This window comes from Paracoccus mangrovi, assembly GCF_042648425.1.
Taxonomy (GTDB): domain Bacteria; phylum Pseudomonadota; class Alphaproteobacteria; order Rhodobacterales; family Rhodobacteraceae; genus Paracoccus; species Paracoccus mangrovi.
The window spans coordinates 74,834-101,314 of the sequence record NZ_JBHRXJ010000012.1 but is presented as its reverse complement, the minus strand read 5'-3'; the positions used below and the strand labels follow the sequence as shown (position 1 = coordinate 101,314).

General features: G+C 64.7%; 21 protein-coding genes and 1 other RNA gene. 7 read left to right on the top strand and 15 right to left on the bottom strand.

Annotation, left to right across the window (positions count from 1 at the left end; genetic code table 11):
* The first annotated feature begins 9 nt into the window (after positions 1-9).
* Positions 10-519, top strand: coding sequence for a hypothetical protein (locus tag ACFOMH_RS15385; RefSeq protein ID WP_377745566.1), 510 nt, complete (start codon positions 10-12; stop codon positions 517-519).
* On the opposite strand, the gene ACFOMH_RS15380 is transcribed toward ACFOMH_RS15385, so the two are convergent.
* The 6 genes from ACFOMH_RS15380 to ACFOMH_RS15355 all read right to left on the bottom strand — a co-directional run bounded on the left by ACFOMH_RS15380 (position 516) and on the right by ACFOMH_RS15355 (position 8,337).
* Positions 516-1,754, bottom strand: coding sequence for a glycosyltransferase (locus ACFOMH_RS15380; protein ID WP_377745565.1), 1,239 nt, complete (start codon positions 1,752-1,754; stop codon positions 516-518). The two genes, ACFOMH_RS15385 and ACFOMH_RS15380, sit on opposite strands and share 4 nt — an antisense overlap.
* Positions 1,751-3,349: an ABC transporter ATP-binding protein gene (locus ACFOMH_RS15375; protein WP_374426076.1), complete on the bottom strand. Its 1,599-nt coding sequence runs from the start codon at positions 3,347-3,349 to the stop codon at positions 1,751-1,753. Before ACFOMH_RS15375 ends, ACFOMH_RS15380 begins: the two co-directional genes overlap by 4 nt.
* Positions 3,346-4,452: an ABC transporter permease gene (locus ACFOMH_RS15370; protein WP_374426075.1), complete on the bottom strand. Its 1,107-nt coding sequence runs from the start codon at positions 4,450-4,452 to the stop codon at positions 3,346-3,348. The genes ACFOMH_RS15375 and ACFOMH_RS15370 overlap by 4 nt, the downstream gene beginning before the upstream one ends.
* Positions 4,452-5,597, bottom strand: coding sequence for a microcin C ABC transporter permease YejB (locus tag ACFOMH_RS15365; RefSeq protein ID WP_374426073.1), 1,146 nt, complete (start codon positions 5,595-5,597; stop codon positions 4,452-4,454). The genes ACFOMH_RS15370 and ACFOMH_RS15365 overlap by 1 nt, the downstream gene beginning before the upstream one ends.
* 42 nt (positions 5,598-5,639) lie before the next feature.
* Positions 5,640-7,586: an extracellular solute-binding protein gene (locus ACFOMH_RS15360; RefSeq protein WP_374426071.1), complete on the bottom strand. Its 1,947-nt coding sequence runs from the start codon at positions 7,584-7,586 to the stop codon at positions 5,640-5,642.
* A 223-nt stretch (positions 7,587-7,809) separates the two neighbouring features.
* A complete protein-coding gene (locus ACFOMH_RS15355; protein ID WP_374426069.1) occupies positions 7,810-8,337 on the bottom strand; it encodes a c-type cytochrome in 528 nt (175 codons plus the stop codon).
* 157 nt (positions 8,338-8,494) lie between these two features.
* Between ACFOMH_RS15355 and ACFOMH_RS15350 the strand changes: the two genes are divergently transcribed.
* The gene (locus ACFOMH_RS15350) at positions 8,495-9,400 is read left to right on the top strand and encodes a prephenate dehydratase (RefSeq protein WP_377745562.1); all 906 of its coding nucleotides are present in this window, start codon (positions 8,495-8,497) and stop codon (positions 9,398-9,400) included.
* A 111-nt stretch (positions 9,401-9,511) separates the two neighbouring features.
* Here the strand turns inward: ACFOMH_RS15350 and ACFOMH_RS15345 are convergent, their stop codons facing one another.
* Positions 9,512-9,973 carry a hypothetical protein gene (locus ACFOMH_RS15345; RefSeq protein WP_377745561.1) on the bottom strand — a complete coding sequence of 154 codons (462 nt, stop codon included), beginning with the start codon at positions 9,971-9,973 and terminating at the stop codon, positions 9,512-9,514.
* Positions 9,974-10,057: 84 nt separating this feature from the next.
* On the opposite strand from ACFOMH_RS15345, the gene ACFOMH_RS15340 reads away from it, so the two are divergent.
* The 4 genes from ACFOMH_RS15340 to ACFOMH_RS15325 all read left to right on the top strand — a co-directional run bounded on the left by ACFOMH_RS15340 (position 10,058) and on the right by ACFOMH_RS15325 (position 14,042).
* Positions 10,058-11,977 carry a bifunctional 2',3'-cyclic-nucleotide 2'-phosphodiesterase/3'-nucleotidase gene (locus tag ACFOMH_RS15340; protein ID WP_377745559.1) on the top strand — a complete coding sequence of 640 codons (1,920 nt, stop codon included), beginning with the start codon at positions 10,058-10,060 and terminating at the stop codon, positions 11,975-11,977.
* A 49-nt stretch (positions 11,978-12,026) separates the two neighbouring features.
* An RNA gene (gene ffs / locus ACFOMH_RS15335) (signal recognition particle sRNA small type) lies at positions 12,027-12,123 on the top strand.
* A 69-nt stretch (positions 12,124-12,192) separates the two neighbouring features.
* Entirely contained in the window at positions 12,193-13,101 is a 909-nt protein-coding gene (locus ACFOMH_RS15330; RefSeq protein WP_377745558.1) for a PfkB family carbohydrate kinase, read from the top strand.
* Positions 13,098-14,042, top strand: coding sequence for a pseudouridine-5'-phosphate glycosidase (locus ACFOMH_RS15325; protein WP_377745557.1), 945 nt, complete (start codon positions 13,098-13,100; stop codon positions 14,040-14,042). Before ACFOMH_RS15330 ends, ACFOMH_RS15325 begins: the two co-directional genes overlap by 4 nt.
* Before the next feature lie 39 nt (positions 14,043-14,081).
* On the opposite strand, the gene ACFOMH_RS15320 is transcribed toward ACFOMH_RS15325, so the two are convergent.
* The 5 genes from ACFOMH_RS15320 to ACFOMH_RS15300 form a co-directional block, all read right to left on the bottom strand.
* Positions 14,082-15,131, bottom strand: a complete 1,050-nt coding sequence (locus ACFOMH_RS15320) for a patatin-like phospholipase family protein (protein WP_377745556.1) — start codon at positions 15,129-15,131, stop codon at positions 14,082-14,084.
* Positions 15,132-15,392: 261 nt separating this feature from the next.
* The gene (prfB, locus tag ACFOMH_RS15315) at positions 15,393-16,520 is read right to left on the bottom strand and encodes a peptide chain release factor 2 (RefSeq protein WP_374426057.1); all 1,128 of its coding nucleotides are present in this window, start codon (positions 16,518-16,520) and stop codon (positions 15,393-15,395) included.
* Positions 16,521-16,615: 95 nt separating this feature from the next.
* Positions 16,616-19,162 (bottom strand): penicillin-binding protein 1A, encoded by a 2,547-nt coding sequence (locus tag ACFOMH_RS15310; protein WP_377745554.1) that lies wholly within the window; start codon positions 19,160-19,162, stop codon positions 16,616-16,618.
* Between the two features lie 70 nt (positions 19,163-19,232).
* On the bottom strand, positions 19,233-20,483 hold the full coding sequence (locus tag ACFOMH_RS15305; RefSeq protein WP_377745553.1) for an N-acetylmuramoyl-L-alanine amidase: 1,251 nt from the start codon (positions 20,481-20,483) through the stop codon (positions 19,233-19,235).
* Complete coding sequence (locus tag ACFOMH_RS15300; RefSeq protein ID WP_377745552.1) at positions 20,480-21,628, bottom strand: pyridoxal phosphate-dependent aminotransferase; 1,149 nt, start codon at positions 21,626-21,628, stop codon at positions 20,480-20,482. The genes ACFOMH_RS15305 and ACFOMH_RS15300 overlap by 4 nt, the downstream gene beginning before the upstream one ends.
* A gap of 148 nt (positions 21,629-21,776) precedes the next feature.
* On the opposite strand from ACFOMH_RS15300, the gene ACFOMH_RS15295 reads away from it, so the two are divergent.
* The gene (locus ACFOMH_RS15295; protein ID WP_377745550.1) at positions 21,777-22,526 is read left to right on the top strand and encodes a DsbA family protein; all 750 of its coding nucleotides are present in this window, start codon (positions 21,777-21,779) and stop codon (positions 22,524-22,526) included.
* 99 nt (positions 22,527-22,625) lie between these two features.
* On the opposite strand, the gene ispG is transcribed toward ACFOMH_RS15295, so the two are convergent.
* The 3 genes from ispG to hemA all read right to left on the bottom strand — a co-directional run bounded on the left by ispG (position 22,626) and on the right by hemA (position 26,465).
* Positions 22,626-23,771, bottom strand: coding sequence for a flavodoxin-dependent (E)-4-hydroxy-3-methylbut-2-enyl-diphosphate synthase (gene ispG, locus ACFOMH_RS15290; protein ID WP_377745549.1), 1,146 nt, complete (start codon positions 23,769-23,771; stop codon positions 22,626-22,628).
* 117 nt (positions 23,772-23,888) lie between these two features.
* Positions 23,889-25,130, bottom strand: a complete 1,242-nt coding sequence (locus ACFOMH_RS15285) for a helix-turn-helix domain-containing protein (protein WP_374426046.1) — start codon at positions 25,128-25,130, stop codon at positions 23,889-23,891.
* A 105-nt stretch (positions 25,131-25,235) separates the two neighbouring features.
* Positions 25,236-26,465 carry a 5-aminolevulinate synthase gene (gene hemA / locus ACFOMH_RS15280; protein WP_374426045.1) on the bottom strand — a complete coding sequence of 410 codons (1,230 nt, stop codon included), beginning with the start codon at positions 26,463-26,465 and terminating at the stop codon, positions 25,236-25,238.
* Positions 26,466-26,481: the final 16 nt, after the last annotated feature.

Sequence of the window (26,481 nt, the reverse complement as noted above, 5' to 3'; positions counted from 1 at the left end):
GGCCACGCGATGCGCAGATTCTTCGTTCCGATCCTTACCGCCATGCTGGCTGTGCCGGTATTCGTTTCGGCCCAGCTTTGGTCCCCGCCGAGCGCCCAGACCGACGAGGCCGCGCCCAAGGATGGCGTGCCCGAGGATGGGACCGGGGCGGAAAACGATCCCTTTGCCGGCGGGCTGGAAAACTTCATGCAGAACATGCTCAACGAGGCCGCGCCGCATCTGGACAAGCTGAGCCGCGATCTCGGCGATATCGGCAATTCGCTGCGCCCGGTTCTGGGCGATATCGGCAAGCTGATGGATGATGTGAAAAACTATCAGGCGCCCGAACGGCTGGAAAATGGCGACATCCTGATCCGTCGCCGCGCCGATGCGCCGCCGCCGCCGCCCGTGGGCGACAGCCTGCGCGAGATGCTGCGCCCGGGGCCGGAAAAGGATCCGCGAAACGATTCGCCGCTCTTGAACCCGCCGCGCCCGGGGGATCAGTCCCCGAAAGGCACCGCCCCCGAGATCGAGCTTTAACCCCCCGACCCCGCCGGGCCAAAGCTTTCCACCCAATCGATCAGCCGCGGCAGGCAGACCCGGTTCAGGTCATAGCCGCGCACCATATCGGCGCGCGCGGCCTCTTGCATCCGCGCCGCCTCGGGGTCGCCCGCCAGCGCCCGGATCAATGCGGCCTCAAGCGCGGGCTGATCAAAGAACGGCACCAGCCGGCCGTTTTCGCCGTCGCGGATCACCTCGCGCACCGGCTCGGTATCCGAGGCGACGATGTGACAGCCCGCCGCCATCGCCTCGGTCAGCGACCAGCTCAGCACGAATGGATAGGTCAGATAGCAATGCACCCGGGCGACCTGCAACAGCGCCAGATAGGTTGGATAGGGCACCCGGTCCAGAAAGTGGATGCGCGACAGATCCAGCTGGCCCGACAGTTCCGTCAGCATCTTTTCCTTCCAGGTGGCGGCATCCTTGGGCTTGCCGCCATAGCTGACGCCGTCGCCGCCCACCAGCACCACCTGCGCATCCGGACGCGCCTGCATCACCCCGGGCAGTGCCCGCATGAAGCGGTGAAAGCCGCGATAGGGTTCCAGCGAGCGCGAGACATAGCTCAGCACCTCGTCCCCCGCGCGCAGCACCCGGCCATTGGGCAGCGCCAGTTCGGCCTGCGGGTTCGGGCGCACGGTGTCGGTGTCGATGCCATCATGGATCACCGTCAGCTTCTGGCGCAGTTCGGGCGGAAAGGAATCCGCCTGATAGCGGGTCGGCGACAACCCGGCATCGGCCTGGACCAGCCCCTGAATCAGATGCGCCGAACGTGCCACGGTGCCGGCGCGCCCCTCATCGCTGTCGGGCGAGATTTCGGGATCGAAGCCCACATCCTGTCCGCGCGTGCGGTACATCAGCTCGGCATAGACCAGCAACTTGGCCTCGGGGTAAATCTCGCGCAGAAACAGCGTCTCGCCCCAGCCGCTATGGCCCAGTATCAGGTCGGGGGTAAAGCCGTGCCGGTCGCGCAGCGCCCGGCATCCCCGCGCCGCAAGCCAGCCCCGATCGGTATATTCGCAATAGGTCCGGCCCAGCATCGCCGGCAGGTCCGCCGGCTCGGGGGCCTTGTAGCGCACCACCGGCACCTTGTCGGGCGCCGGGCGCTGGTTCTTTTCATCGGTCAGGCCCAGCACCTCATGCCCGCGCGCGATCAGCGCGGGCGCCAGATGCAGGAACTGGCCGGGGAAATTCTGATGAACAAGCAGGATCTTCATGCGCGGTCCGAGGTCAGGAAGGCGGCCTCGATCAGGCGGCGGGTATAGTCGTCGCGGGGGCTGTCGAACACCGCATCCGTGCTGCCCTGTTCGACCACCTCGCCGGCGCGCATGACCATGATCTGATGCGACATGGCGCGCACCACGCGCAGGTCGTGGCTGATGAACAGAAAGGCCAGCCCGTGCTTGCGTTGCAGACGCCGCAGCAATTCGACGATCTGGACCTGCACGGTCATGTCGAGCGCGCTGGTCGGCTCGTCCAGCACCACCAGTTTCGGGCGCAGGATCATGGCCCGGGCAATGGCGATGCGCTGGCGCTGGCCGCCGGAAAATTCATGCGGATAGCGATGCATCAGGGCCGGATCCAGCCCGACCTCGCGCATGATTTCATCGACCATTTCGCGGCGGTCGCGGCCCGGCTCGACACCGTGGACGCCCAGCCCCTCGGCGATGATCTGTTCGACCGTCATGCGGGGCGACAGGCTGCCGAACGGGTCCTGAAAGACGATCTGCATGTCGCGGCGCAGGCCGCGCAGCGCCCGCCCCGGCAGGCCCGAAATATCCTGTCCCATATAGACGATGGGACCGTCGCTTTCGATCAGCCGCATGATCGCAAGCGCGAGCGTGGTCTTGCCGGACCCGGATTCGCCCACGATGCCAAGGGTTTCTCCGGCATGAACCGACAGCGTCGCGCCGTTCACCGCCTTGATATGGCCGACGGTGCGGCGCAGGAAACCGCGCTGGATCGGGAACCACACCTTAAGGTCGCGGGTCGCGGCAATCTCGGGCGCGTCCGCGGGGATCGGGTCGGCGCGGCCCTGCGGCTGGGCGGCCAAAAGCATGCGCGTATATTCGTGTTTGGGATCGGCAAAGATCGCCTCGACCGGCCCCTGTTCGACGATCTCGCCATCCTTCATGACACAGACCCGGTCGGCAATGCGGCGCACCAGCCCCAGATCGTGGCTGATGAACAGCATCGACAGCTGTTCCTGGGCCTTGAGCTCGGCCAGAAGCTCCATGATCTGGGCCTGAATGGTCACGTCCAGCGCGGTGGTCGGCTCATCCGCGATCAGAAGTTCCGGGCCATTGGCCAAAGCCATGGCGATCATCACCCGCTGACGCTGTCCGCCCGACAGCTGATGCGGATAGGCGTCCAGCCGCGATTCCGGGTCGCGGATGCCGACGCGGGTCAAAAGCTCGATGATCCGCGCCCGCGCCGCGCGGCCGCTCATCCCCTGATGCAGCGCAAGGCTTTCGCCCAGCTGCCGCTCAAGCGTGTGCAGCGGATTGAGCGAGGTCATCGGCTCCTGAAAGATAAAGCTGATGTCGTTGCCGCGCACCCGCCGCAGTTCCGCCTCGGAGGCGCCGACCAGTTCGCGCCCCTCGTAACGGACCGATCCCGAAAGCTCGGCCGCGTCACCCAGAAGCCCCACGGTGGATAGCGCCGTCACCGATTTTCCCGACCCGGATTCGCCCACCAGCGCGACCGTCTCGCCCCGGCCGATGTCAAAACTGACGCCCTTGACGGCGGGCACCACCCGGCCATCCTGACGAAAGCCGATCTTCAGGTCCCGGACTTCAAGCACCGCCGTCATCGAAAGGTCTTTCTTGGGTCGAATGCGTCGCGGATGCCTTCGAAGATGAAGACCAGCAGCGACAGCATGATCGCAAAGGCGAAAAAGGCGGTGAAGCCCAGCCACGGCGCCTGAAGGTTCTGCTTGGCCTGCAAGGCCAACTCGCCCAGCGACGGCGCCGATGTGGGCAGGCCGTAGCCCAGATAATCCAGGGCCGCGAGCGACGAGATGGTGCCCGTCACCACGAAAGGCAGCATGGTCAGCGTGGCCACCATCGCGTTGGGCAGGATGTGGCGGAACATGATCTTGCGGTCGCTCACCCCCAGCGCGCGGGCGGCGCGCACATATTCGAAGTTCCGCGCCCGCAGGAATTCGGCCCGCACCACGCCGACCAGCGCCGGCCAGCCGAACAGGATCGACACGAACACCAACAGCCAGAAACTTCGCCCCAGAATCGCGAACAGGATGATGATGACGTAAAGCGACGGGGTCGAGCTCCAGATTTCCAGCAGGCGCTGAAAGATCAGATCGGTGCGCCCGCCGAAATAGCCCTGGATCGCGCCGGCCGCGATGCCGATGGCCGAGCCGATGACCGTCACGATCAGCGTGAACAGGATCGACAGGCGGAACCCATAGATCACGCGCGCCAGCACATCGCGCGCGGTGTCGTCGGTGCCCAGGAGATGCTGGGCGTCAGGCGCGCTGGGGGCGGTGCCCACATTATTGATCGTGCGGTAGTGATAGGGGATCGGCGGCCAGAGCATCCAGCCCGCCTGAACCTCCTGGCCCGAGATGGTGCCGGTCTCCTTGGCCTCACGCTCGACGCCTTCGGGATCGTCCCAGCATTCGGGGCGGCCGCCGGTCTTGATCAGGCATTGCACGCCCGGATCGGTATAGATCGCCTCGGTCCCGAAATCGCCGCCAAAGGCGGTCTCGGGATAGAACTTGTAGACCGGGAAATAATATTCGCCCTTATAGCTGATCAGGATCGGCCGGTCATTGGCGATGAGTTCGGCAAAAAGCGACAGCACGAACAGCACGGTAAAGATGACCAGCGACCAGAAGGCGCGGGAATTGCGGCGGAAATTGCGCAGCCGACGGCGGTTCAGTTCGGACATCGCCATCACCCGGCCCTCCGCCCGAAATCGATGCGCGGATCGACCAGCACATACATCAGATCCGACAGGATGCCGACCAGCAAGCCCAAGAGGCCAAAGACGTAAAGCGTGCCGAAAATGACCGGATAGTCGCGCTGAACCGCCGCCTCAAAGCCCAGGCGCCCCAGCCCGTCCAGCGAAAAGATCGTCTCGATCAGGATCGATGAGCCAAAGAACACGCCCAGAAACATCGCCGGAAAGCCCGCGATCACGATCAGCATGGCGTTGCGAAAGACATGGCCGTAAAGCACCCGCCGTTCGGTCAGACCCTTGGCGCGGGCGGTCATGACATATTGCTTGTTGATCTCATCGAGAAAGCTGTTCTTGGTCAAAAGCGTCAGCGTGGCAAAGCTGGAAATCGTCGTCGCCACCACCGGCAAGGTGATGTGCCACAGATAATCCTTGATCTTGCCCAGCAAGCTGAGGCTTTCGAAATTCTCGCTGGTCAGGCCGCGCAGCGGAAAGATCTGCCAATAGCTGCCGCCCGCGAAGAGCACCATCAAAAGAACCGCGAACAGAAAGGCCGGGATCGCATAGCCGATGATGATGATGCCGCTGGTCCAGGTGTCAAAGGCGCTGCCATTCCTGACCGCCTTGCGGATGCCCAACGGGATCGAGATCAGATAGGCGATCAGCGTCGACCACAGCCCCAGCGTGATCGAGACCGGCATCTTTTCCACCACCAGATCCACCACCGAAATCGATCGAAAGAAGCTGGTCCCGAAATCAAAGCGCAGATAATTGCCCATCATGATGAAAAAGCGCCGCACCGCGCCGATCTTTTCCTTGCGGCATTCGGGCGATTTCAGGTCCGGCGCGCCCTGATGGGCGGGGGTGCAGACGATTTCGGCGAACCCCATCTGAACCTCGAGCTGGTCCAGCAACTCGGGCGGGATGCCGCGGGCACCGGCATATTCGTTGCTTTGCGCCTGTTGGGTGTCACCGCCCGCGCCCGAGATATTGCGCAGCGCGTCGCCTTCGCCCTGAACCCGGGCGATGATCTGTTCGATCGGGCCGCCTGGGACGAATTGCGTCAGGGTGAAATTGACCAGCATGATGCCGATCAATGTCGGTACGATCAGCAGCAACCGCCGCAGAAGATAGGCTGCCATTCGCCCCTGCCCCTTATCCGTAAGTCCGCGCCACCCGACTGGTCAGCGCAGCGCGCCGGATTGTTTCAGCTTTTCGGCCTTATCCGCGTCATACCACCAGAAATCAAGCACCCCCAGCCCATAGGGCGGCGTCGTTTCGGGATGGTCGAACATGTCGAAATAGGCCAACCGGTAGTCCGCCGAATACCATTGCGGCACCCAGAAGCGCAGCGCCCGCAGGCTGCGGTCGAGCGCGCGCACGACGGTGTCCATCTCTTCGCGGCTCTCGGTGTCGATGCCTTTCTGGATCAGCGCGTCGATGGCCGGATTGGCCAGCCCCATCGGGTTGAACACATCGCCCACGTTTTCGGAACCAAAGACCTGTTCATCGCCGCCCCCGACCGTATAGCCCAGCTGGAAATTGTCGGTGATCATGTCGAACTGATGGCTGCGGGTGCGGTTCGTCATTTCGGCATCGTCGACACGGGCGTTGACGGCATCGACGCCAAGCGCGCGCAGGTTTTGCACAAAGGGGTTGATGATACGGTCAAAGCTTTGATTGTCGTTGAGAATTTCCAGCGTCAGCTTTTGCCCCTTGCCGTTGACACGCATCCCGTCCGGCCCGACCTTCCAGCCGGCCTCGTCCAGAAGCATCGATGCCCGGCGCAGGTTCTTGCGGTCCAGCTGCGTCTTGCCGGATACCGGCTGGGTCACCGCATCCTCGGTCAGGATGCCCTCTGGCAGGTCCTTGGCCAGAGGTTCCAGCAATGCAAGTTCGGCGGCGCCGGGCTTGCCCTCGGCCTTCAGGTCGCTGTTTTCCCAGAAAGAATTGATCCGTGTGTTCAGCCCGTAAAACAGCGTCTCGTTCGACCATTCGAAATTGAACATCAGGGCGACCGCCTCGCGCACGCGGATGTCCTTCCAGGTGTCGCGGCGCAGGTTGAAGATCCAGCTCTGGCCCGAGGTCAGGCTGCCGTCCGGGATCGTCTCCTTGACCACCGCGCCCGAATTCAGCGCCGGGAAATCATAGCGCGTCGCCCAATGCAGCGACGAGACCTCTTGCCGGAAGGTATAGACCCCGGCCTTGAAGGCCTCGAAGGCGGCGTCATAATCGCTGAAATATTCCAGCCGGATACGGTCGAAATTCTCGCGCCCGATCTTGATCGGAAGGTCCTTGCCCCAATAATCGGGATTGCGCTTGACCGACATCGAGCGCCCGAAATCCGCCTGATCAAAGACATAGGCCCCCGATCCCAGAAACGGCACATTGCTGGACTGTTCGATGTCGCGCTTGTTCTTGCGGAAATCCTCGCGCGAGAACACGATCTGGCTGCCGACCTGCTGGATGACGTCGCGGCGCGGATATCCCGGCTGAAAGATGAACTTTATCGTTTGCGGGTCGATCACCTCGGCCTTGGCGACCATCTTGGCGATGCCGGTGCGATAGGATGACAGGCCGTGATCGCGCAACAGCTCGAACGAGAACAGCACGTCATGCGCGGTCAGCGGCGTGCCGTCCGAAAACTTTGCCTCTGGGCGCAGGTGAAAGATCACCCAGTCGCGGCTGGGCGGGTATTCGATGCTTTCGCAAAGCAGGCAATAGGTCGAACCCTGTTCGTCCAGCACGCTTTCCATCAATGGCTCAAGCATGATGACGGAAAGGAAATTGGCCCGCCCGCGATGGGTAAAGGGGTTATAGCTGTCAAAGCCGCCAATCGCGGATTGCGAAATCTCGCCGCCCTTGGGGGCCTGTGGGTTCACATAGCGCAGGTGCTTGAAATCGGCGGGCAATTCCGGTTCGCCAAAGGTCGCGATCCCGTGCGAGGTGATGGTCTTGGGCTGCGTGGCCGTGGCCGTTGCGACGGGTGCCGGGGCCGTGGCGGGCGCCGTCCCCTGTTGCTGGGATGTTTGCTGGCCGGGCGTCTGCGGCGCATCCTGGGCCGGGGCCATCGTGGGCAGCATGGCAAGCAGCAGGGCCATCGGGGCGTGTCGCAGGCTGGGCATCTTCATCGGGTCTTATTGATCCTCTTGGCTCGGTCATGGCCCGTTCGGGGCCGCCTCGCGGGCAAGGCTAGCAGGCGCGCGCCGGTGTTCAACATGCAAATGCGTGATCCGCCGTGACTTTGCGGCGCAGCCGGTCCCGCGGCCGGGCAAATGAAAAGGGCGCCCCATGGGGACGCCCGTCTGCCTGGCACGATGGCCGATCGCTGTGACCGGCCGCCTGTTTCGGCGCTTATTTCTGGGTTTCCAGATAGGCGATCAGGTTGGCGCGGTCCTCGACCTTGCCCAGACCGGCAAAGGTCATCTTGGTGCCTTTGACGACTTTCTTGGGCGCGGTCAGAAATTCCTGCAACGCCTCGGGGGTCCAGTCGCCGCCATGCGCTACCATGCCGTCCGAATAGGCAAAGCCCCCGACGCTGGCCACCGGGCGGCCGACAACGCCGTTCAGATGCGGGCCGGTGCTGTCGCCGCCGTCCAGCTTGTGGCAGGCCTTGCACTTGCCAAAGATCTTTTCGCCCGCCGCCGGATCGGCCGAGGCCAGGACGGTCGCGAAATCGGGGCCGGCATCGGCCGTCTCGGCCTCGCTGCCACCGGCATCCTCGACCGGGACGGTATAGGCCTGGGCGTGCTCTTCGCCCTCGCCATGGCCGCCGCTGCCGACGTGATAAATCCCGGAGGCCGCCCAGCCCATCAGCAAAAGAAACAGAAGCGAGCCGATCAGGGCTCCGGCTGCCTTGGTGACGGTCATGGTATCGAACATGTCTGCGGATCCCTTGTGCGGTCTTGTCCGTGGATTTGCCCGTATCTATCCGCTTTTGTTCCGCCGGTTCAAGGTATAGTTCTTGCCCGCATCACACAAAACGCCCGCGCGCCCGGAACGGTGTCACGCGCGCGGGCCAAGCAGGAAGGCGCATCCCATGACCCAAGCCGCGACGAACAGCACGCCCCCGACCGAAGGCCGGAACGTGATCGCGTTTCAGGGCGAACCGGGCGCCTATAGCCATCAGGCCTGTCGCAGCTATCGCCCGCAGATGGAGGCGCTGCCCTGCCGCACCTTCGAGGACGTGATCGAGGCGGTGCGCGGCGGCCGGGCCGAACTGGCGATGCTGCCGGTCGAAAACTCGACCTATGGGCGGGTGGCCGACATTCATCACCTGTTGCCCGAAAGCGGGCTGCACATCGTCGACGAGGGATTCGTGCGGGTGCGCATCAGCCTTTTGGGGGTGCCGGACAGCAAGCTTTCCGATATCACCGATGCGATGAGCCATCCGGTGCTTTTGGGCCAGTGCCGGGGCTTCATGCGCCGTCACGGGATTCGCGGCCTTGTCGGCGCCGACACCGCAGGCTCGGCGCTGGAAATATCGCGCCGCGGCGAAAAGTCGCTGGCCGCGCTTGCGGCACCGCTGGCGGGCGAAATCTATGGGCTCGAGGAACTCGCCGCCGATATCGAGGATCGCCACAACAACACCACCCGTTTCCTGATCATGTCGCGCCAGCCCGATCTGAGCCGGCGCACCAACAGCGAAGGCGACGGCATGATGATGACCAGCTTTGTCTTTCGCGTCCGCAACATTCCGGCGGCGCTTTACAAGGCCATGGGCGGCTTTGCGACCAATGGCGTGAACATGACCAAGCTGGAAAGCTATATGGTCGATGGCGTATTCACCGCGACCCAGTTCTATGCCGATATCGAAGGCCATCCCGAGGATGCCCATGTCGCCCGCGCGCTTGAGGAACTGGATTATTTCACCACCAGCCTGAATGTGCTGGGCGTCTATCCGGCCGACCCCCTGCGCGCGCGCCAGAGCGTAGAGGCCGAATAAGCCCCCGCCCCTTCAGGCCCGACACCGTCGCGCGGGATCCGGCGCGACGGGACGGCGAAAGATGAAACAGCAGGCGGGCGATGTTTCCGTGCCGGGATTCAGAGCCGGATCTCAGACAAGCCCCGAGGCGGACAGGCTGTTGACGAAATCCGAGATGCGCTCGGCGAATTTGCGGTCCAGCTGCGGCTTGCCCAGCTTGGCCGTCTGCAACAGCAGCCGCGCCTTCATGCCGCGCGGTTGCGCATCGGTTTCAAAGATCAGCCGCGATTTCGTCCGCGTCAGCGCGACCACGGTCATCCGCAGGCCCAGGTCGAACTGATCCGAACTGCCCTTGAACTGGATCACTTCGGGCGGCTGATATTCGGTCAGCTCAAGCGCCAGTTCGCGGCTGCGGCCACGGAAATCGAACCCGATCAGCCAGCTCATGCCCGGATCGGGCAGCTCGGTCGTGTTCTGCCGCCGCACGACCGCGCCGCGCCGCGTCAGCAGCCGCGCGATCGCATCGAAATTGCTGATCGCCGCGAACAGCGACTCGGCTGGAAGATCGGTATCCTGTCGGGTCGAAAACTTCATGTTGTGCCAGTCGGGATCTCCAGGGGCGTCAGCGCCTCTTCCCATGTCACGGCGTCCCATGCAAGCGCCGCATCTGAAAAGCGCATGGACATACACAATCATGGGTTGCATACTGCGCAAATAACGATGCACCCTCGCAACAGAATGCCTGATAGCCACGACGCGTGCCCCCTCAGTGACCACGATCATGAGCGACTTGATCTGCGGATCATGGCGACGACGGACCTGCATATGCACGTGCTGGGCTATGATTATTTCGCCGACCGCCCGTCCGAACGCCTGGGCCTGTCGCGGACGGCGGCGCTGATCGGCCGGGCGCGGCGCGCGGTCGGCAATTGTATGCTTTTCGACAATGGCGATTTTCTGCAAGGCAGCCCGATGGGCGATTATCTGGCCGAGGCGGGCGATATCGGTCAGCGCATCCACCCCGCCATCGCGGCGATGAACGCGCTGCGCTATGATGCGGCGACGCTGGGCAATCACGATTTCAGCTTTGGCCTTGGCTTTCTGCGGCGCACGCTCGAGGGCGCGGATTTTCCCTATGTCGCGACGAATCTGGCGCCGCGCCGCCCCTTGCCCTGCGCCACGACCATCATTCTGGAACGCCGCTTCGCCGATCGCGGCGGCCGGATGCGGGTGCTGCGCATCGGTGTTCTGGGCTTTCTGCCGCCGCAAACGGTCGATTGGGAACCCGAACTTAAGGCCGAAATGCAGGTCGAGGATATCCTGACCGCCGCCCGCAGCGGCATCGCGGACCTGCGCCAACAGGGGGCCGAACTGATTCTGGCGCTGTCCCATAGCGGCATCGGCGCGCTTGATCCCGTGCCGATGATGGAAAACGCCTCGACCGCGCTGGCGGCATTGCCGGGGATCGATCTGATCGTAGCAGGCCATTCGCATCGTGTCTTTCCCGCCCCCGACCATCCCGCCGGGCCGGGGATCGACGTGGCGCGCGGCACGCTGGCGGGCAAGCCGGCGGTGATGCCCGGCTTTTGGGGATCGCATCTGGGGATCATCGATCTTGAACTGGAACCCGTGGCCGAGGGCTGGCGCATCGCCGCCGCCACCTCGCGCGCCGAGCCGGTGATCGGGGACGAGGACAGCGCCGCCGTCACCCAGCCGGCGCTGAGCGCGCATCGCGAAACCTTGCGCCATTTTCGCCGCCGCGTGGGCCGGACCGAACGCCCGCTGAGCAGCTATTTCACGCTGATCGGCGATGACCCGGGGCTGCGGCTGGTGGCCATGGCGCAGCGCTGGCATGTGCGGCGGGCGCTGCGCGGCACGCGCTGGCGGGATCTGCCGATCCTGTCGGCGGCGGCCCCGTTTCGTGCCGGCGGGCGCGGCGGGCCGGACCACTATACCGATGTGCCGGCGGGCCGGCTGACGCTGCGCAACATTGCCGATCTCTATCTGTTTCCGAACCGGCTTTGCGCGATCCGGCTGCGCGGGCATGAGGTTGCCGAATGGCTGGAGCGTTCCGCCAGCCTGTTCCGGCAGATCCGGCCTGGCGGTGCCGATCAGCCGCTGATCGACCCGGAATTTCCCAGCTATAATTTCGACGTGATCGACGGGCTCGACTGGCAGATCGACCTGACCCAGCCGCCGCGCTATGCCGCCGATGGCCGGCTGGTCCATGGCGATACGCAGCGCGTGCGCGAGCTGTTTCACCGTGGCCGGCCATTGAGCCCGGATCAGGAATTCATCCTGGTCACCAACAGTTACCGGCTGTCCGATTGCGGGCTGTTCGCGCCGCTGGCCTCGGGGCGGCCGGTGCTTCTGGACAGCACATCGCGCACGCGCGAGGTGCTGCGCCGCTATATCGCGCGCCGGCGCGTGCTGTCGCCCGATGGCCGCACCGGCTGGAGTTTCGCGCCCATGCCCGGCACCTCGGTCATGTTCGCGACCAGCCCCGCCGCCGCGCCATATCTGGAACGGCTGACCACCCGGGTCGAAGAGGCGGGCATGGATGATGACGGCTTTTTGCAGATGCGCCTGCATCTTTAACCCGACCAATCCGCTTGCATCCCCCGCGCACCCCGCCTATCTAGGCCCAGAGAGGTTGGCGCGGGCGAGCGCCTCGCCAACCCGGTCAGGTCCGGAAGGAAGCAGCCGTAACGAGTCCCGCTTGGGTCGTTGTCCAGCCTCTCACCCAGAACATGCCAATCCGTCGTCAGAACCGGCGTCCTGTATGCCGCAGCGACCCGCAAAAGGCCGACGACATGCAGCCATCCCCCCCGCAAGACACCCGCATCATCTGCATCGGCGCGATGCTATGGGACGTGATCGGCCGCAGCACGCGCCGCATGCAGCCGGGCGACGATGTCGCGGGCCGTGTCCATCGCATTCCCGGCGGGGTTGCGATGAATATCGGGCTTGCGCTGGTGCGCCAGAGGCTGGCGCCGGTGATGCTGTCTTCGGTTTCGCGGGACCCGCCGGGCGATCTTTTGATCGCCGAGGCCGAGCGGATGGGGATGGACACGCACCATGTCTGGCGTGAAAGCGACCTGCCGACCGACACCTATCTGGCGGTGGAAACCCCGGACGGGCTGATGGCGGCGGTGGCCGATGCGCGCGCGCTCGAGGCGGCGGGGACGACCATCCTTGCGCCATTGCGCGAGGGGCCGCTGGGTTCGGCCGAGGATCCCTGGACCGGGACCGTCGTGATCGACGGCAATCTTACGCTGAACGTCATCACCGGCCTTGCGCGGGACCGCTGTTTTTCCCGGGCCAGGCTGCGCATCGCGCCGGCCAGCCCCGACAAGGCGACGCGCCTCTGGCCGCTCTTGAGCCATCCGCAGGCGGTGTTTCACCTGAACCTGGCCGAGGCCGAGGCGCTGGTCGGGCGCCGGCTCGAAAATGCCGCCAGCGCCGCCACCGCGGTTCTGAGCATGGGCGCGCGGCGCGTCATCGTCACCAATGGTTCAAGCGACGTCGCCGACGCCAAAAGCGGCTCGGCCACTATCACCCAGGCCCCGCCCCCCGTGACCCCGGTGCGCGTCACCGGCGCGGGCGACAATTTCGTCGCGGCCCATCTGGCCGCCGAACTCAATGGCGCCACGCGCGCCGAGGCGCTGGCGGCGGCCGTCAATTTCGGCGCGGCCTATGTCGCGGGGAAAGAACATCCATGAACGATCTGATCGCACTTTCGCCCGAGGTCGCCCAGGCCCGAGAGGCCGGCCAGCCGGTGGTCGCGCTGGAATCGACCATCATCACCCATGGCATGCCCTATCCGCAAAACCTCGAGGTCGCGCAACAGGTCGAAGCCACGCTGCGCGATGCCGGCGTCGCCCCCGCCACCATTGCCGTCATGGATGGCCGGATCCGGGTCGGGCTGGATGCCGATATGCTTGAGGCGCTGGCCTCGACCCCCAGCGACAAGGTGATGAAACTGTCCCGCGCCGATCTGGCCGCCTGTCTGGCAACCGGGCGAACCGGCGCTACCACGGTTGCCGCGACCATGATCTGTGCCGATCTGGCGGGGATCCGCACCTTTGCCACCGGAGGCATCGGCGGCGTGCATCGCGGCGCGGAAACCAGCTTCGACATCTCGGCCGACCTCTATGAGCTGGCCCGCACCCCGGTCACCGTGGTCGCAGCCGGCGCCAAGGCGATTCTGGACCTGCCCAAGACGCTTGAGCTTCTGGAAACGCTGGGCGTGCCGGTCATCGCCTTTGGTCAGGATCAGCTTCCGGCCTTCTGGTCGCGCGAATCGGGGCTGGCGGCGCCCTTGCGCATGGACGACCCGGCCCAGATCGCGGCCTCGGCCCGGATCCGGCGCCAGCTTGGCCTCGAAGGCGGCCAGCTGGTCGTGAACCCGATCCCCGAGACAGCCGAAATCGCGCGCGCCGAAATGATTCCCGTTGTCGAACAGGCGCTGGCCGAGGCCGAGGCCCGGGGCATCGCCGCCAAGGCGGTGACGCCGTTCCTGTTGCAGCGCATCTTTGAACTGACCGGGGGGCGTTCGCTCGACGCCAATATCGCGCTGGTTCTGAACAATGCCCGGCTTGCGGCGCGCATCGCCACCGCCATGACGGCGCAGGATCGGGACGGCGCCCCGGGGCGCGGCTAAGCCGGGGCCTGCCCCGGGCGCGTGGACCGGCCGCGCGTCTTAGCCAAAGACCGCCCTCAGATCATAGGAATCGCGTTCGCCGATATTGGCCGCATCCTGGCGCAGAAACTCGTCGGCGGCGCGCGATCCGGCTTCGCGCATCGTGGCCAGAAGGCCCGGCGCCGGCAACAGCTTGGTGCTGGCGTTCAGTGAATTCATCAAGGTCTCATCCATGATCGCGTGCAGCAGCACGTTCTTCATCGGCCGCCCGCTCAGCCGGTTCTCGGCATGCAGGCGCTTGACGAAATTGATCGCGCGCAGCTCTGCCAGCAATGAGGCGTTGAAGCTGATTTCGTTCACGCGGTCCTGAATTGCCGCCGGGCTTTTGGGCAGGGCGTCGCGCATCATCGGATTGATGTTCACGATAACGATGTCGCGCGGCAAGGCCGGGCTATACAGCGGAAACAGCGCCGGATTGCCCGAATAGCCGCCGTCCCAATAGGCCTCGCGCCGGCCGGTGGCGGGATCGTCGATTTCGACCGCACGGAACAGTTCCGGCAAACAGGCCGAGGCCAGAATCGCATCGACCGAAAGCTCGGCCCCGCTAAAGACGCGGATCAGCCCGGTGCGCACATTGGTGGCCGAAACAAAGAGCTCGGGCCCGCCCGCCCGGCACAGATCGGGATGGGGCATTTCGCGCAGGATCGCGGCCAGCGGATTGGTATAGAACGGCCCGGAATCATAGGGGCTGAACACCCGGGTCAGCGATTCGAGCCATGCCACCGGCGAAAACAATTCGGTCAGACGCTGCCAGGCGCGCGGCACCGGAAACATCGAATGCATCCAGCGCACCACGGCATTGTCACTGACCTGACCAACCTGCGACCAGATATAATCCAGATTTTCGCGCGCAGCCTGACGCCCGTGCCGGCCCGAGCCGATGGCCAACCCGGCCGCCAGCGCCGCCCCGTTCAGCGCCCCGGCCGAGGTGCCGCTGATCGCGGCGATCTCGATATCCGGCTCGCCAAGCAGCCGGTCCAGCACGCCCCAGGCGAATGCGCCATGCGCGCCGCCGCCCTGAAGCGCAAGGTTGATGCGTCTGACTGTCATCGGGCCACCTCGGTATCGTGCATATGCAGCATTGCTTTGCGATCGCAGCATAGAGAGCCGCGGCGCGGGTATCCAGCATGCCGTCCCGACGCATCCCGCACGAAACCGACAACATTCCGGCAAAAACACCGCGCCGGTCGATATCCCCCGGCGCTCGTCATGCCCGGGATGCATGATGCGCGCGGTCGCGGGATCGGGTGATCGGATCGGCCCAATGGCCCGCGCCTTGCGGCGGCGGTTGCGGCCCGCATGTCCGGGGGATCAGTCGTCGGCCTGCGCCTCGGCGCGGGATTTCCCGGCCACGTCCAGCGCCAGCGTCGCCGCCATGAACGCGTCAAGATCGCCGTCGAGCACCCCTTGCGTGTCCGAGGTTTCATGCGAGGTGCGCAAATCCTTCACCATCTGATAGGGGTGCAGCACATAGGACCGGATCTGGTTGCCCCAGCCGGCATCGCCCTTGGCGTCGTGCTGGGCGTTGATCTCGGCGTTACGTTTGTCCAGTTCCAGCTGGTAAAGCCGCGCGCGCAGCGCGTTCATCGCCGCCTCGCGGTTCTGGTGCTGGGATTTCATCGAGCTGGTGACGACGATGTTCGTCGGCAGGTGGGTGATGCGCACCGCCGAATCGGTGGTGTTGACGTGCTGACCGCCCGCCCCCGAGGACCGGTAGGTGTCGATGCGGATGTCGCTATCGGGGATATTGATCTCGATATTGTCGTCGACGACCGGATAGACCCAGACCGACGAGAACGAGGTGTGCCGCCGCGCCGCGCTGTCATAGGGCGAGATCCGCACCAGCCGATGCACGCCCGATTCCGATTTCAGCCAGCCATAGGCATTGGGACCCGACACCTTGTAGGCGGCGGAACGGATCCCCGCCTCTTCGCCGGGCGTTTCGGACAAAAGCTCGACCGTATAGCCCTTTTTCTCGGCCCAGCGGACATACATCCGCGCCAGCATGCTGGCCCAGTCGGCGCTTTCGGTGCCGCCGGCGCCGGCATTGATTTCAAGGAACGTGTCGTTGCCGTCCGCCTCGCCGTTCAACAGCGCCTCAAGTTCCTTTTGCGCGGCCATCTCGGCCAGCGCCTTGAGCGAGCCTTCGGCATCGGCGACGATCTCGGCATCGCCCTCGGCCTCGCCCAGCTCGATCAGCTCGGCATTGTCCTTGAGCTCGGTTTCGATGCGGCGATAGGTCTCGACCGCATCCGACAGCTTCTGGCGATCACGCATCAGCTTTTGGGCACGGGCCTGATCGGACCAGATGTCGCCGGCCTCGATCATGGCGTTCAGCTCTTCCAGCCGGTGGGGGGCGGTTTCCCAGTCCATGCGCTGGCCGAGCAGCTTCAGCGATTTGCGGATCGCCTCGATCGTGGCTTGGGTTTCGGCGCGCATGGGCACTCACTTTCAGGTCGAATTCGGACAGGTGCGGACAAATAGCGCGACCGGCGGGCGCCTTCAAGCGCCCTGCCCGGCGGTGCGGCGCGCGATCAGTACAAACCACCCGAGGACAGCGTACCGAAATCGGCCTTTTTCGGAATCACCTTGCGCTGGCCGGTCGAGGTGGTGACCGCCTGCCCGCCGTCACGCGCCTCGGTGAACAAGGGCAGCGTGCCCGGATCGGCACGGCCAAAGCCGCCATCGACCAGACCCAGCGCGCTGAGATCCTGACCGTCGCGGAAATATTCGGCGATCACGTTCGGACCCTTCGCGTCGGGGCCCAGAATGGCGCCGCTGAAACGGTCGATGTTCACGAAATGCCCGCCCGGCGGCACGGCGAATTCGGTGCCACCAAATTCCTTGACCGCCTGTTGCATGAACTCGTTGAACACCGGCACGCAAAGCGTCCCGCCATAGGCATTGCGCCCCAGCGTGCGCGGCTGGTCATAGCCCAGATAGCAACCGGCGACGATGTTCGAGGTAAAGCCGATGAACCACACATCCTTGGCGTCATTGGTGGTCCCGGTCTTGCCCGCGACCGGCACCGGCAGGTTGACCCCGCGCCCCGAGCCGCGCTTGACCACGCCTTCCATCATCGATGTCAGCTGATAGGCGGTGATCGCATCCATCACCCGTTCGCGGTTCGAACGGATCGCGGGCGAGGTCCCGGCCGGCAGCGTGGTATGGCCGCAATCGACGCATTCGCGCTTGTCATGGCGATAGATGGTGCGGCCACGGCTGTCCTGGACGCGGTCGACCAGCGTGGGTTCGACCCGCTCGCCGCCATTGGCAAACATCGCATAGGCCGCCACCATCTTGAACAGCGTGGTTTCCTGCGCGCCAAGGCTATTGGCCAGGAAATTGCCCAGATGATCGTAAACACCGAATTTCTCGGCATATTTGGCCACAGTGTCCATGCCGATATCCTGTGCGATACGGATGGTCATCAGGTTGCGCGACTGTTCGATCCCGGTTCGCATCGGCGTCGGGCCATAGAATTTGCCGCTGTTGTTCTTGGGGGTCCACAGGCCTTGCGGCGTGTTCAGCGTGATCGGCTCGTCGACGATGATCGTGGCCGGGGTAAAGCCGGAATCCAGCGCCGCCGCATAGACAAAGGGCTTGAAGCTGGAGCCCGGCTGACGCTGTGCCTGGGTCGCGCGGTTGAAAACCGAGCTTTGATAGGAAAATCCGCCCTGCATGGCGATGACGCGGCCGGTATTGACGTCCATGGCCATGAAACCGCCTTCGATTTCAGGCACCTGGCGCAGGGTCCAGCGGATGAAGCTGCCATCGCTGTCGCTGGTCATCTGCCGCACCAGCACGACATCGCCCACATCGACCAGATCCGAGGCCACCCGCGCCTGCCGGCCCAGCTTGCCATCCGCCAGCCGCTTGCGCGCCCATTGCACATCCTTTGCCGGGATCCAGTGGCCATCGCTGTCCTCGTCGACGCCCTCGATGCCGATGCGGGCATCGCTGTCGCTCAGCGACAGGACGACGGCGGGGTGCCAGCCTTCGATGTCGCGCGGCACCTGCGCCTCGGCCAGAGCGGCGCGCCAATCGGCCTCGCTGCCCAGCTTTTCGGCCGGAATGGTCACCCGCGTCCCGCGCCAGATGCCGCGGCCGCGGTCATATTGTTCCAGCGCCTTTTGCAGGGCGCGGGCGGCCACCGCCTGCAAAGGCGGATCGACCGTGGCGCGGATCGCCAGACCGCCGCCAAAGAACTCGTCCTCGCCGAATTCGCGCGACAGCTGGCGGCGGATTTCGTCGGTGAAATAGTCGCGCGGCGGCAGCTGCTGTTGGAACGCGGGAAAATCGCCATTCTGGACCGAACGCAGCGGTTCCTGGATCTCGGCCTTGTAGGTCGCCTCGTCGATATAGCCGTTCTGCCACATCTCGCGCAGCACATAGTCGCGCCGTTCGGTCACCCGCTCCTTGGCGCGCACCGGATGATAGCGGCCCGGCGCCTGCGGCATCGCGGCCAGCATCGCCGCCTCATGCGGGGCCAGATCGGTCAGCGGCTTGTTGAAATAGGTCTGCGCGGCGGCGGCGACGCCAAAGCTGTTCTGGCCCAGAAAGATCTCGTTGAGGTAAAGCTCAAGGATCTGGTCCTTGCTCAGCGTCGTCTCAAGCCGGGTGGCAAGGATCAGTTCCTTGATCTTGCGCTCGGCGCTGCGGTCGCTGGACAAAAGGAAATTCTTCATCACCTGCTGGGTGATGGTCGAGGCGCCGCGCACGTTTTCGCCGCGCGAACGCACCGCCTCGACCAGCGCGCCGATCATGCCGCGCGGGTCAAAGCCGTGATGGTGATAGAAATTCTTGTCCTCGGCGCTGATGAACGCCTCTTTGACCAGCGGCGGGATGTCCTCGATGGGCACGAAGATGCGGCGTTCCTGCGCGAATTCGTCGATCAGACGCCCTTCGCCCGAATAGATGCGGCTGATGGTCTTGGGGCTGTATTGCGCCAGCTGCTCATGGCTGGGCAGGTCGCGCGAATACATCCAGAACACCGCGCCGATGGTCAGCGCGGCGAAAAACGCGGCCGTCACGACCCAGGCAAAGATCGCACCGAAGAAAGACAGGATGACACGGAACAATGGGTAAGCCTCTGGAGACAACGTGGGTCTCTATAGACAGCCGCAGAGGGGCCGTCAAAACAACCTTGCGCTATTTTCGCGAAAGCCCGGCGCGGGCGATATCGTCCTGTGCCCAGCCGCTGACCGCGCGGGCGATTGCCCGCGATGTGCCCGCCCGCCAGTCGGGATCGAACAGATTGGCCCGGTCGCCCGGATCGGTCAGAAAGCCCAGCTCGATCAGGACCGAGGGAATATCGGGCGATTTCAACACCGAAAACGCCGCCCCCCGCACCGGTTGGCGATGCATGCCGATGCCCGCCTGACGCAGTTCAAGGACCACGAATTTGGCAAATCCTTCGGATCGGGGCTGGGTTTCCAGCCGCGCCAGATCCATCAGCACATCGACCACCTGATCGTCTGTCCGCGCCAGATCCAGCCCCGAGACCAGATCGCTCGGGTCGTGACGCATCGCCAGTTCGCGCGTGGCGCGGTCATCGGCATCCTGATTCCAGGTATAGATTGACAGGCCCGCCGCCTCACCCGCCGGCAGCGCATCGGCATGAAGCGAGATGAAGAGATCCGCCTGTCCGGCCCGCGCGATGGTCATGCGCCGTTCCAGCGGGATAAAGCTGTCATCCTTGCGCGTGGGCAGCACTTCGAAACCGGCACGGGTCAGTTCCTCGGCCAGCTCGGTGGCAAAGCCAAGCATCACCGCTGCCTCGCTGATCGCGCCGACCTGCGCGCCGGGATCATGGCCGCCATGGCCGGGATCGATGGCGATGCGCAGCGGCCGGTCGGCGGGACCGGGTGCCGCAGCCGCCGCATCCAGCGCCGGTTGCGGCAGATCCCAAAGCGCCGACAGCGCATGGCCACGGGTGACGAATTCGTCCTGATCGACCGGCTCGATCCGCAGCGCGAACAAAGCGCCCTGCGCGCCCCCGCGCGCCGGCACCTGCTGGGCGCGGCGCAAGGCATAGGGACCGGGCAATTCGACCACCATCCGCGACCAGCCGGGCCGGAACCGGCCCCAGCGCAGATCGGGCACCAGATCCGCGCCCGTCAGATCGCCGGTCCTGGCGCCGGAAAAATCCACCTCGCGGAAATCGACCACCAGACGCGGCGGCCCGTCGAGGAAATAGACCCGATAGGGGACAGGCTGGCTGATGGTGAGCGTAAGGTCCAGCGGCCGGGGCCGCCCCCTGTCGCGGCCCTCGGCGGCGATCGCGGAATGGGTCAGATCGACCCGCGCCAGCCCCGAGCGCGGATGCCCGCCGGGCTTTGGCCCCTCGGCCAGCGCGGGCAGCGCCAGAACGATCAGCAAAAGCGCGAAAAGCCACCTCATGACCGCGCCCTGCGCGCCGCCATGAACCCGGCAAGCCGGTCCAGCCCCAATGCGATATCGGCCGTCGATCCGGCATAGCTGAAGCGCAGGGTGCGCGCCCCGCGCCGGGGATCGAAATCCAGCCCCGGCGTCACCGCGACGCCCGCCTTTTCAAGGATTTCCGCCGCAAAGCTCAGGCTGTCATCGGTCAGGGCCGAGACATCGGCATAGATATAGAACGCGCCTTCGGGCGGGGCGATGCGGTCAAAGCCCATGGCCGGCAGTCGTTCCAGCATCAGGCGGCGGTTTTCGGCATAGACGGCCAGATTGGCCTCGGCCTCGGCGATGCAGTCCAGCGCGGCAAGCGCCGCGACCTGACTGGCATGGGGCGGACAGATGAACATGTTCTGGGCGATCCGCTCGACCGTGCGGATCATCGCATCGGGCACCACTATCCAGCCGACGCGCCAGCCGGTCATGCTGAAATATTTCGAAAAGCTGTTGATGACAACGACATCGTCTGTCACCTCAAGCGCGGAATGAAAGCCCGCGCCGTAATCCAGCCCATGATAGATCTCGTCGGAAATGACATTGATGCCAAGATCCGCGGCCCGGGCGGTCAATGCCGCCAGCTCGTCGCGGCGCAGCACCGTGCCCGAGGGATTGCCCGGCGAGGCCAGGATCAGCCCCTGCACATCGTCGGGCAGATCGCCGGGGCGCGGCTGATAGCGGTCCTCGGGCCGGGTCGGGATGCCCACGGGGTCAAGCGACATGGCGCGCAGGATCTGGCGATAGCTGGGATAGCCGGGTTCCCCCAGCGCGACACGGTCGCCGGCGTCAAAAAGCGCCGCGAAAGCAAGGATGAAACCGCCGCTGGATCCGGGCGTGATCATCACCCGCGCCGGATTCAGATCGAGCCCGTACCAACGCCGGTAAAGTCCCGCGATTCCCTCGCGCAGCGCCGGAAGGCCAAGCGCCACGGTATAACCCAGCGGCTGATCGAGCGCGGCGGCCAGCGCCCGGCGCGCGCCTTCGGGGGCGGGGGTGGCGGGCTGTCCCACCTCCATATGGATGATATGGCGGCCGGCGGCCTCGGCCCGGCGCGCCGATTCCATGACATCCATCACGATAAAGGGATCGACCTGTCCGCGCCGCGATTGTCTCATCTGTGCCTCGGTGTTTTCCACCGGGTATCACGCCTGCCCGGCTTGGGGTCAAGCGGGCTTGGTCAAGCTCGCGTGAAGGGGGGCGGGATTGCTTGCAACCCCGTGACTTGCGGGCCAATCTTCGCGCCAGCAAAAAAAGGATGACCGAATGAAAGCCGTTTTGACCGCTGCCGTGCTGACCGCGACCGCCTTGCCCGCTCTGGCCTTCGACCCCGCCCAGATGACCGAGGCCGAGAAAGAAGCCTTCGGCGTGGCGGTGCGCGAATATCTGATGGCCAATCCCGAAGTGCTGGTCGAATCGATCAACGTGCTGGAAGAGCGCCGCGCCGCCGATGAGTCCAAGAACGATGCCCTTCTGGTCGAAAACAACAAGGACGCGATTTTCAACGACGGCCATAGCTGGGTCGGCGGCAATCCCGATGGCGATGTCACCATGGTCGAATTCATCGATTATCGCTGTGGCGTCTGTAAACAGGCCCATCCGGTGCTTGAGGATCTGGTCAAGCGCGATGGCAATATCCGCTGGATCTTGAAGGAATTCCCGATCCTGACCCAGGAAAGCGACATGGCCGCACGTTTCGCCGTCGCCATCCAGCAGGAAGTCGGCCCCGAGGCCTATAAGAAAGCCCATGACGCGTTGATGGAGACGCGCGGGCCGATCAACCTGGAGGTTCTGGGCAAGCTGGCGGGCGATCTGGGCGCGGACAGCAAGGCGGTGCTGAACCGGATGAACACCGAAGAGGTGTCCGACGTGATCCGCAAGAACCACCAACTGGCCGAACAGATGCGGATCATGGGCACGCCGACCTTTATCATCGGCGGCGAGATGCTGCGCGGTGTTCCCGCCGGCGGGCTGGATGCCGCGATTGCGCGGGCGCGTGCGGAAAAGCAGGGCTGATATCCGCCGCGCCGCGTTCGTGGCGCGGGCGGCATGGATATTTGAGTGAAGAAGAAAGGGGGGCGGCGTCATATGCCGCCCCCCTTTCTGTTCCGTTTTTTATTCTGCGGCGCTGGTTTCGGTGGGGTTGGGCGCGTTTTCGGCGCTCTCGATCTGGGCGGCGCGGGCCTCGACCAGTTCGACGATATGCTCGATCATCCGGTCATTGCCCATCTTGTGATCCTGACGACCGGCCATATAGACCATGCCGCTGCCGGCGCCGCCGCCGGTGAAGCCAATATCGGTCATCAGGGCCTCGCCCGGGCCATTGACCACACAGCCGATGATCGACAGGCTGATCGGGGTCTTGATATGTTCAAGGCGCTTTTCCAGGATCTCGACGGTCTTGATGACGTCGAAGCCCTGTCGCGCGCAGCTGGGGCAGCTGATGATCTGAACGCCGCGCGTGCGCAGGCCCAGCGATTTCAGGATTTCGAAGCCGACCTTGACCTCTTCGACCGGGTCGGCCGAGAGACTGACGCGGATCGTGTCGCCGATGCCCATCCACAAGAGGTTGCCAAGGCCGATGGCGGATTTGACCGTGCCGCCCACAAAACCGCCCGCCTCGGTGATGCCCAGATGGATCGGCGCGTCGGTCGCATCGGCAAGCTGTTGATAGGCGGCGGCGGCCATGAACACATCCGAGGCCTTCACGCTGATCTTGTAGTCGTGGAAATCGTTGTCCTGAAGGATCTTGATATGGTCGAGGCCGCTTTCGACCATCGCGTCGGGACAGGGTTCGCCGTATTTTTCCAGCAGGTGCTTTTCGAGGCTGCCGGCATTCACGCCGATGCGGATCGAACAGCCGTGATCGCGGGCGGCGCGGATCACCTCGCGCACGCGGGCGGCGTCGCCGATATTGCCCGGATTGATGCGCAGGCAGGCGGCGCCGGCCTCGGCGGCCTCGATGGCGCGTTTATAGTGGAAATGGATATCGGCCACGATCGGGACCGGGCTTTCGCGGCAGATTTCGCGCAGCGCGCGGGTCGCGGCCTGATCGGGGGTCGAGACGCGGACGATATCGGCGCCGGCATCGGCGGCGCGGACGATCTGTGCCAGGGTCGCGCGGACATCGCCCGAGTCGGTATTGGTCATGGTCTGGACGCTGATCGGGGCATCGCCGCCGACCGCGACATTGCCGACCATGATCTGGCGCGATTTGCGCCGTTCGATATTACGCCAGGGACGGATCGGATTATGCGACATGGGACTGCCTTATTCGCCTGCTTGGCGCCAGAAATAGGCCGATGTGCCCCGGCGGGCAAGCCATGGGCGGCCAGTCTTTGCAAGCGGTGCCGCAGCCGTGACCGGCCGCGCGCCCGATTATTCGGGGCGGGCCGCCTCGCCGGTTTCGGTGGGGGCGACCGAGGCCAGCGCAACCATTTCCGCCAGTTGCGGATCCTTGGTCAGATCGGCGAAAGCGAATTTCGAGGTCAGGGCATTCGGCGACAATTCGACATTCTTGACCACCTTGACCCCCGGGGCGGCGGGGCCATAGGTGCGGCCGTTCACCGCGAAATAGACCGCGCCGGAATTGCCCGCGCGCAGGATCGGCGGCGCCTCAAGCTTGGGCAGGGCAAAGCGTTCGCCCGCATCCATGGTCTTTTCCAGAAGCACGGTGCCGTCGGCCGAGGTCACGCGCACCCATGCCGGACGCGCCGCCAGAATTTCCACCTCGGGGGCATCGGGGGCGATGGTGCGCACGGCCACCGATTCCGCCGGCATGACCGGGCCGAACATCTCGGACGGGACAGCGGGCGTGACGGTGGCGGTGCGAATGGGCGTTTCCTGTGCGCCGGCGGGCTGCATGGCCGGAGCGGAAAGGCCGGGATCGATGGCCGCAATCGGGCCATCGCGGGCCACGAGGACCGGAATTTCAAGAGCTTGCGGCCGATAGGTGCGGTCCAGCCCCTCGGGACGTGGCAGGTTTACCTGGGCCGAGTCGATGGTTTCGGGGGTGGCGGCATCCTGAACGGGATCAAGGCTGGCCACGACCCCGGGCGCCTGTTCGCCGGGGGTCAGATTGACCTTTTGCACCTCTTGCAGGACGGACCAGCCGCCATAACCCAGCCCGCAGGCCAAAGCCGCCATCACCAGAACCGAGCCTATCGCCCGCGGCTCAAAGGATGACCACATGCTTTCGGGACGCGGCAGAAAGATCGGATGCGGATTTGCCAAGGCCTCGGCCGGGTCCGAGGGGCGGCGCTGGGGCTTGGGGCCGGATGCCGATGGCGCCATGCCATGCGTGGGCTGAAAGCCCGATTCCTGGCAAAAACGTCGGAAGGTCCAGTCCGAATCCATCCCAAGATAGCGCGCATAGGACCGCACATAGCCGGCGATGAAACTGGGCGTGTCAAAGGCCGAGATGTCGCAATTCTCGATGGCGGCAACATATGAGGCGCGAATGCGCAATTCGCGCTGAACGTCCAGCAGCGACTTGCCCAGCGTGGCGCGTTCGCCCCGCATGAGATCGCCCAGACGGATATCCGGGTCGTCGAAACCCGGCGGCAACGCCGCCGATTCGTCATGGCTTTGCGACGGGGAATTCCCCCTTAGCCCGATCATCGCACCTGCCCCATTCTTCTTTGCTATCCCCCGAATCAGGAGATTCTCACAAGTTGATTAAAGCAAGGTTATCACGGACGCGAGAGGCGATCACCCCTCAACATGTCAGGCGACGGCGACCGACCGGTTAAGCTTGCATTGCGACCACAGGTTGTCCATGGCGCGCACGAGATGGTCGATCTGACCGCCATCATGGACCGGCGAAGGGGTGAAACGCAGCCGTTCGGTTCCGCGCGGCACGGTCGGGAAGTTGATCGGCTGCACATAAATGCCGAAATCCGCCAGCAGCATATCCGAAAGCGCCTTGCAATGGACCGGGTGCCCGACATGAACCGGCACGATATGGCTGCCGTGATCCATGATCGGCATGCCCAGCCCGCGCAGCCGCATCTTGAGAATGCGGGCATGCAACTGTTGCTTGTCGCGCAATTCCTGTCCGGCGGGGGTCTTGAGAAAGGCGATCGAGGCCGCAGCACCCGCCGCGATCGCGGGCGGCAGCGAGGTGGTGAAGATGAAGCCCGGCGCATAAGAGCGGATCGCGTCCACCATCTTGGCCGAGGCCGCGATATAGCCACCAAAGACGCCGAAAGCCTTGCCCAGCGTGCCGTTGAAGATGTCGATGCGATCCGAAAGTCCGTCGCGTTCGGCCACGCCGCCGCCGCGCGGACCGTACATGCCCACCGCATGCACCTCGTCGAGATAGGTCAGCGCGTTGAATTCCTCGGCCAGATCGCAGATTTCCGCGATGGCGCCGAAATCGCCATCCATCGAATAGATCGATTCAAAGGCGATCAGCTTGGGCGCGGCCGGATCGTCGGCGGCCAGCAATTCGCGCAGATGCGCCACGTCGTTATGGCGGAAAATGCGCTTTGCGCCGTCGAAACGCTTGATCCCCTCGATCATCGAGGCGTGGTTGAGCGCATCCGAATAGATGATCAGGCCGGGAAACAGCTTGCGCAGCGTCGAAAGCGTCGCGTCATTGGCGGTATAGGCGCTGGAAAAAACCAGGGCCGCCTGTTTCTGGTGCAGATCGGCGATCTCGGCCTCAAGGCGCTTGTGATAGACCGTGGTGCCGGAAATATTGCGCGTGCCGCCCGAACCGGCGCCGGTCGCATCCAGCGCCTCGTGCATGGCGGCCAGAACGACGGGATGCTGGCCCATGCCCAGATAGTCGTTGCCGCACCAGACGGTGATTTCGGTCTCGGTCCCGTCGGGACGGGTCCAGACCGCCTGCGGATAGGCACCTTTGCGACGTTCGATATCAATGAACGTGCGATAGCGGCCTTCCTCATGGAGTTTGCCAATGGCCTGGTCGAGGGCGGCGGAGTAGTCCATCTTGATCCCTTGCCTT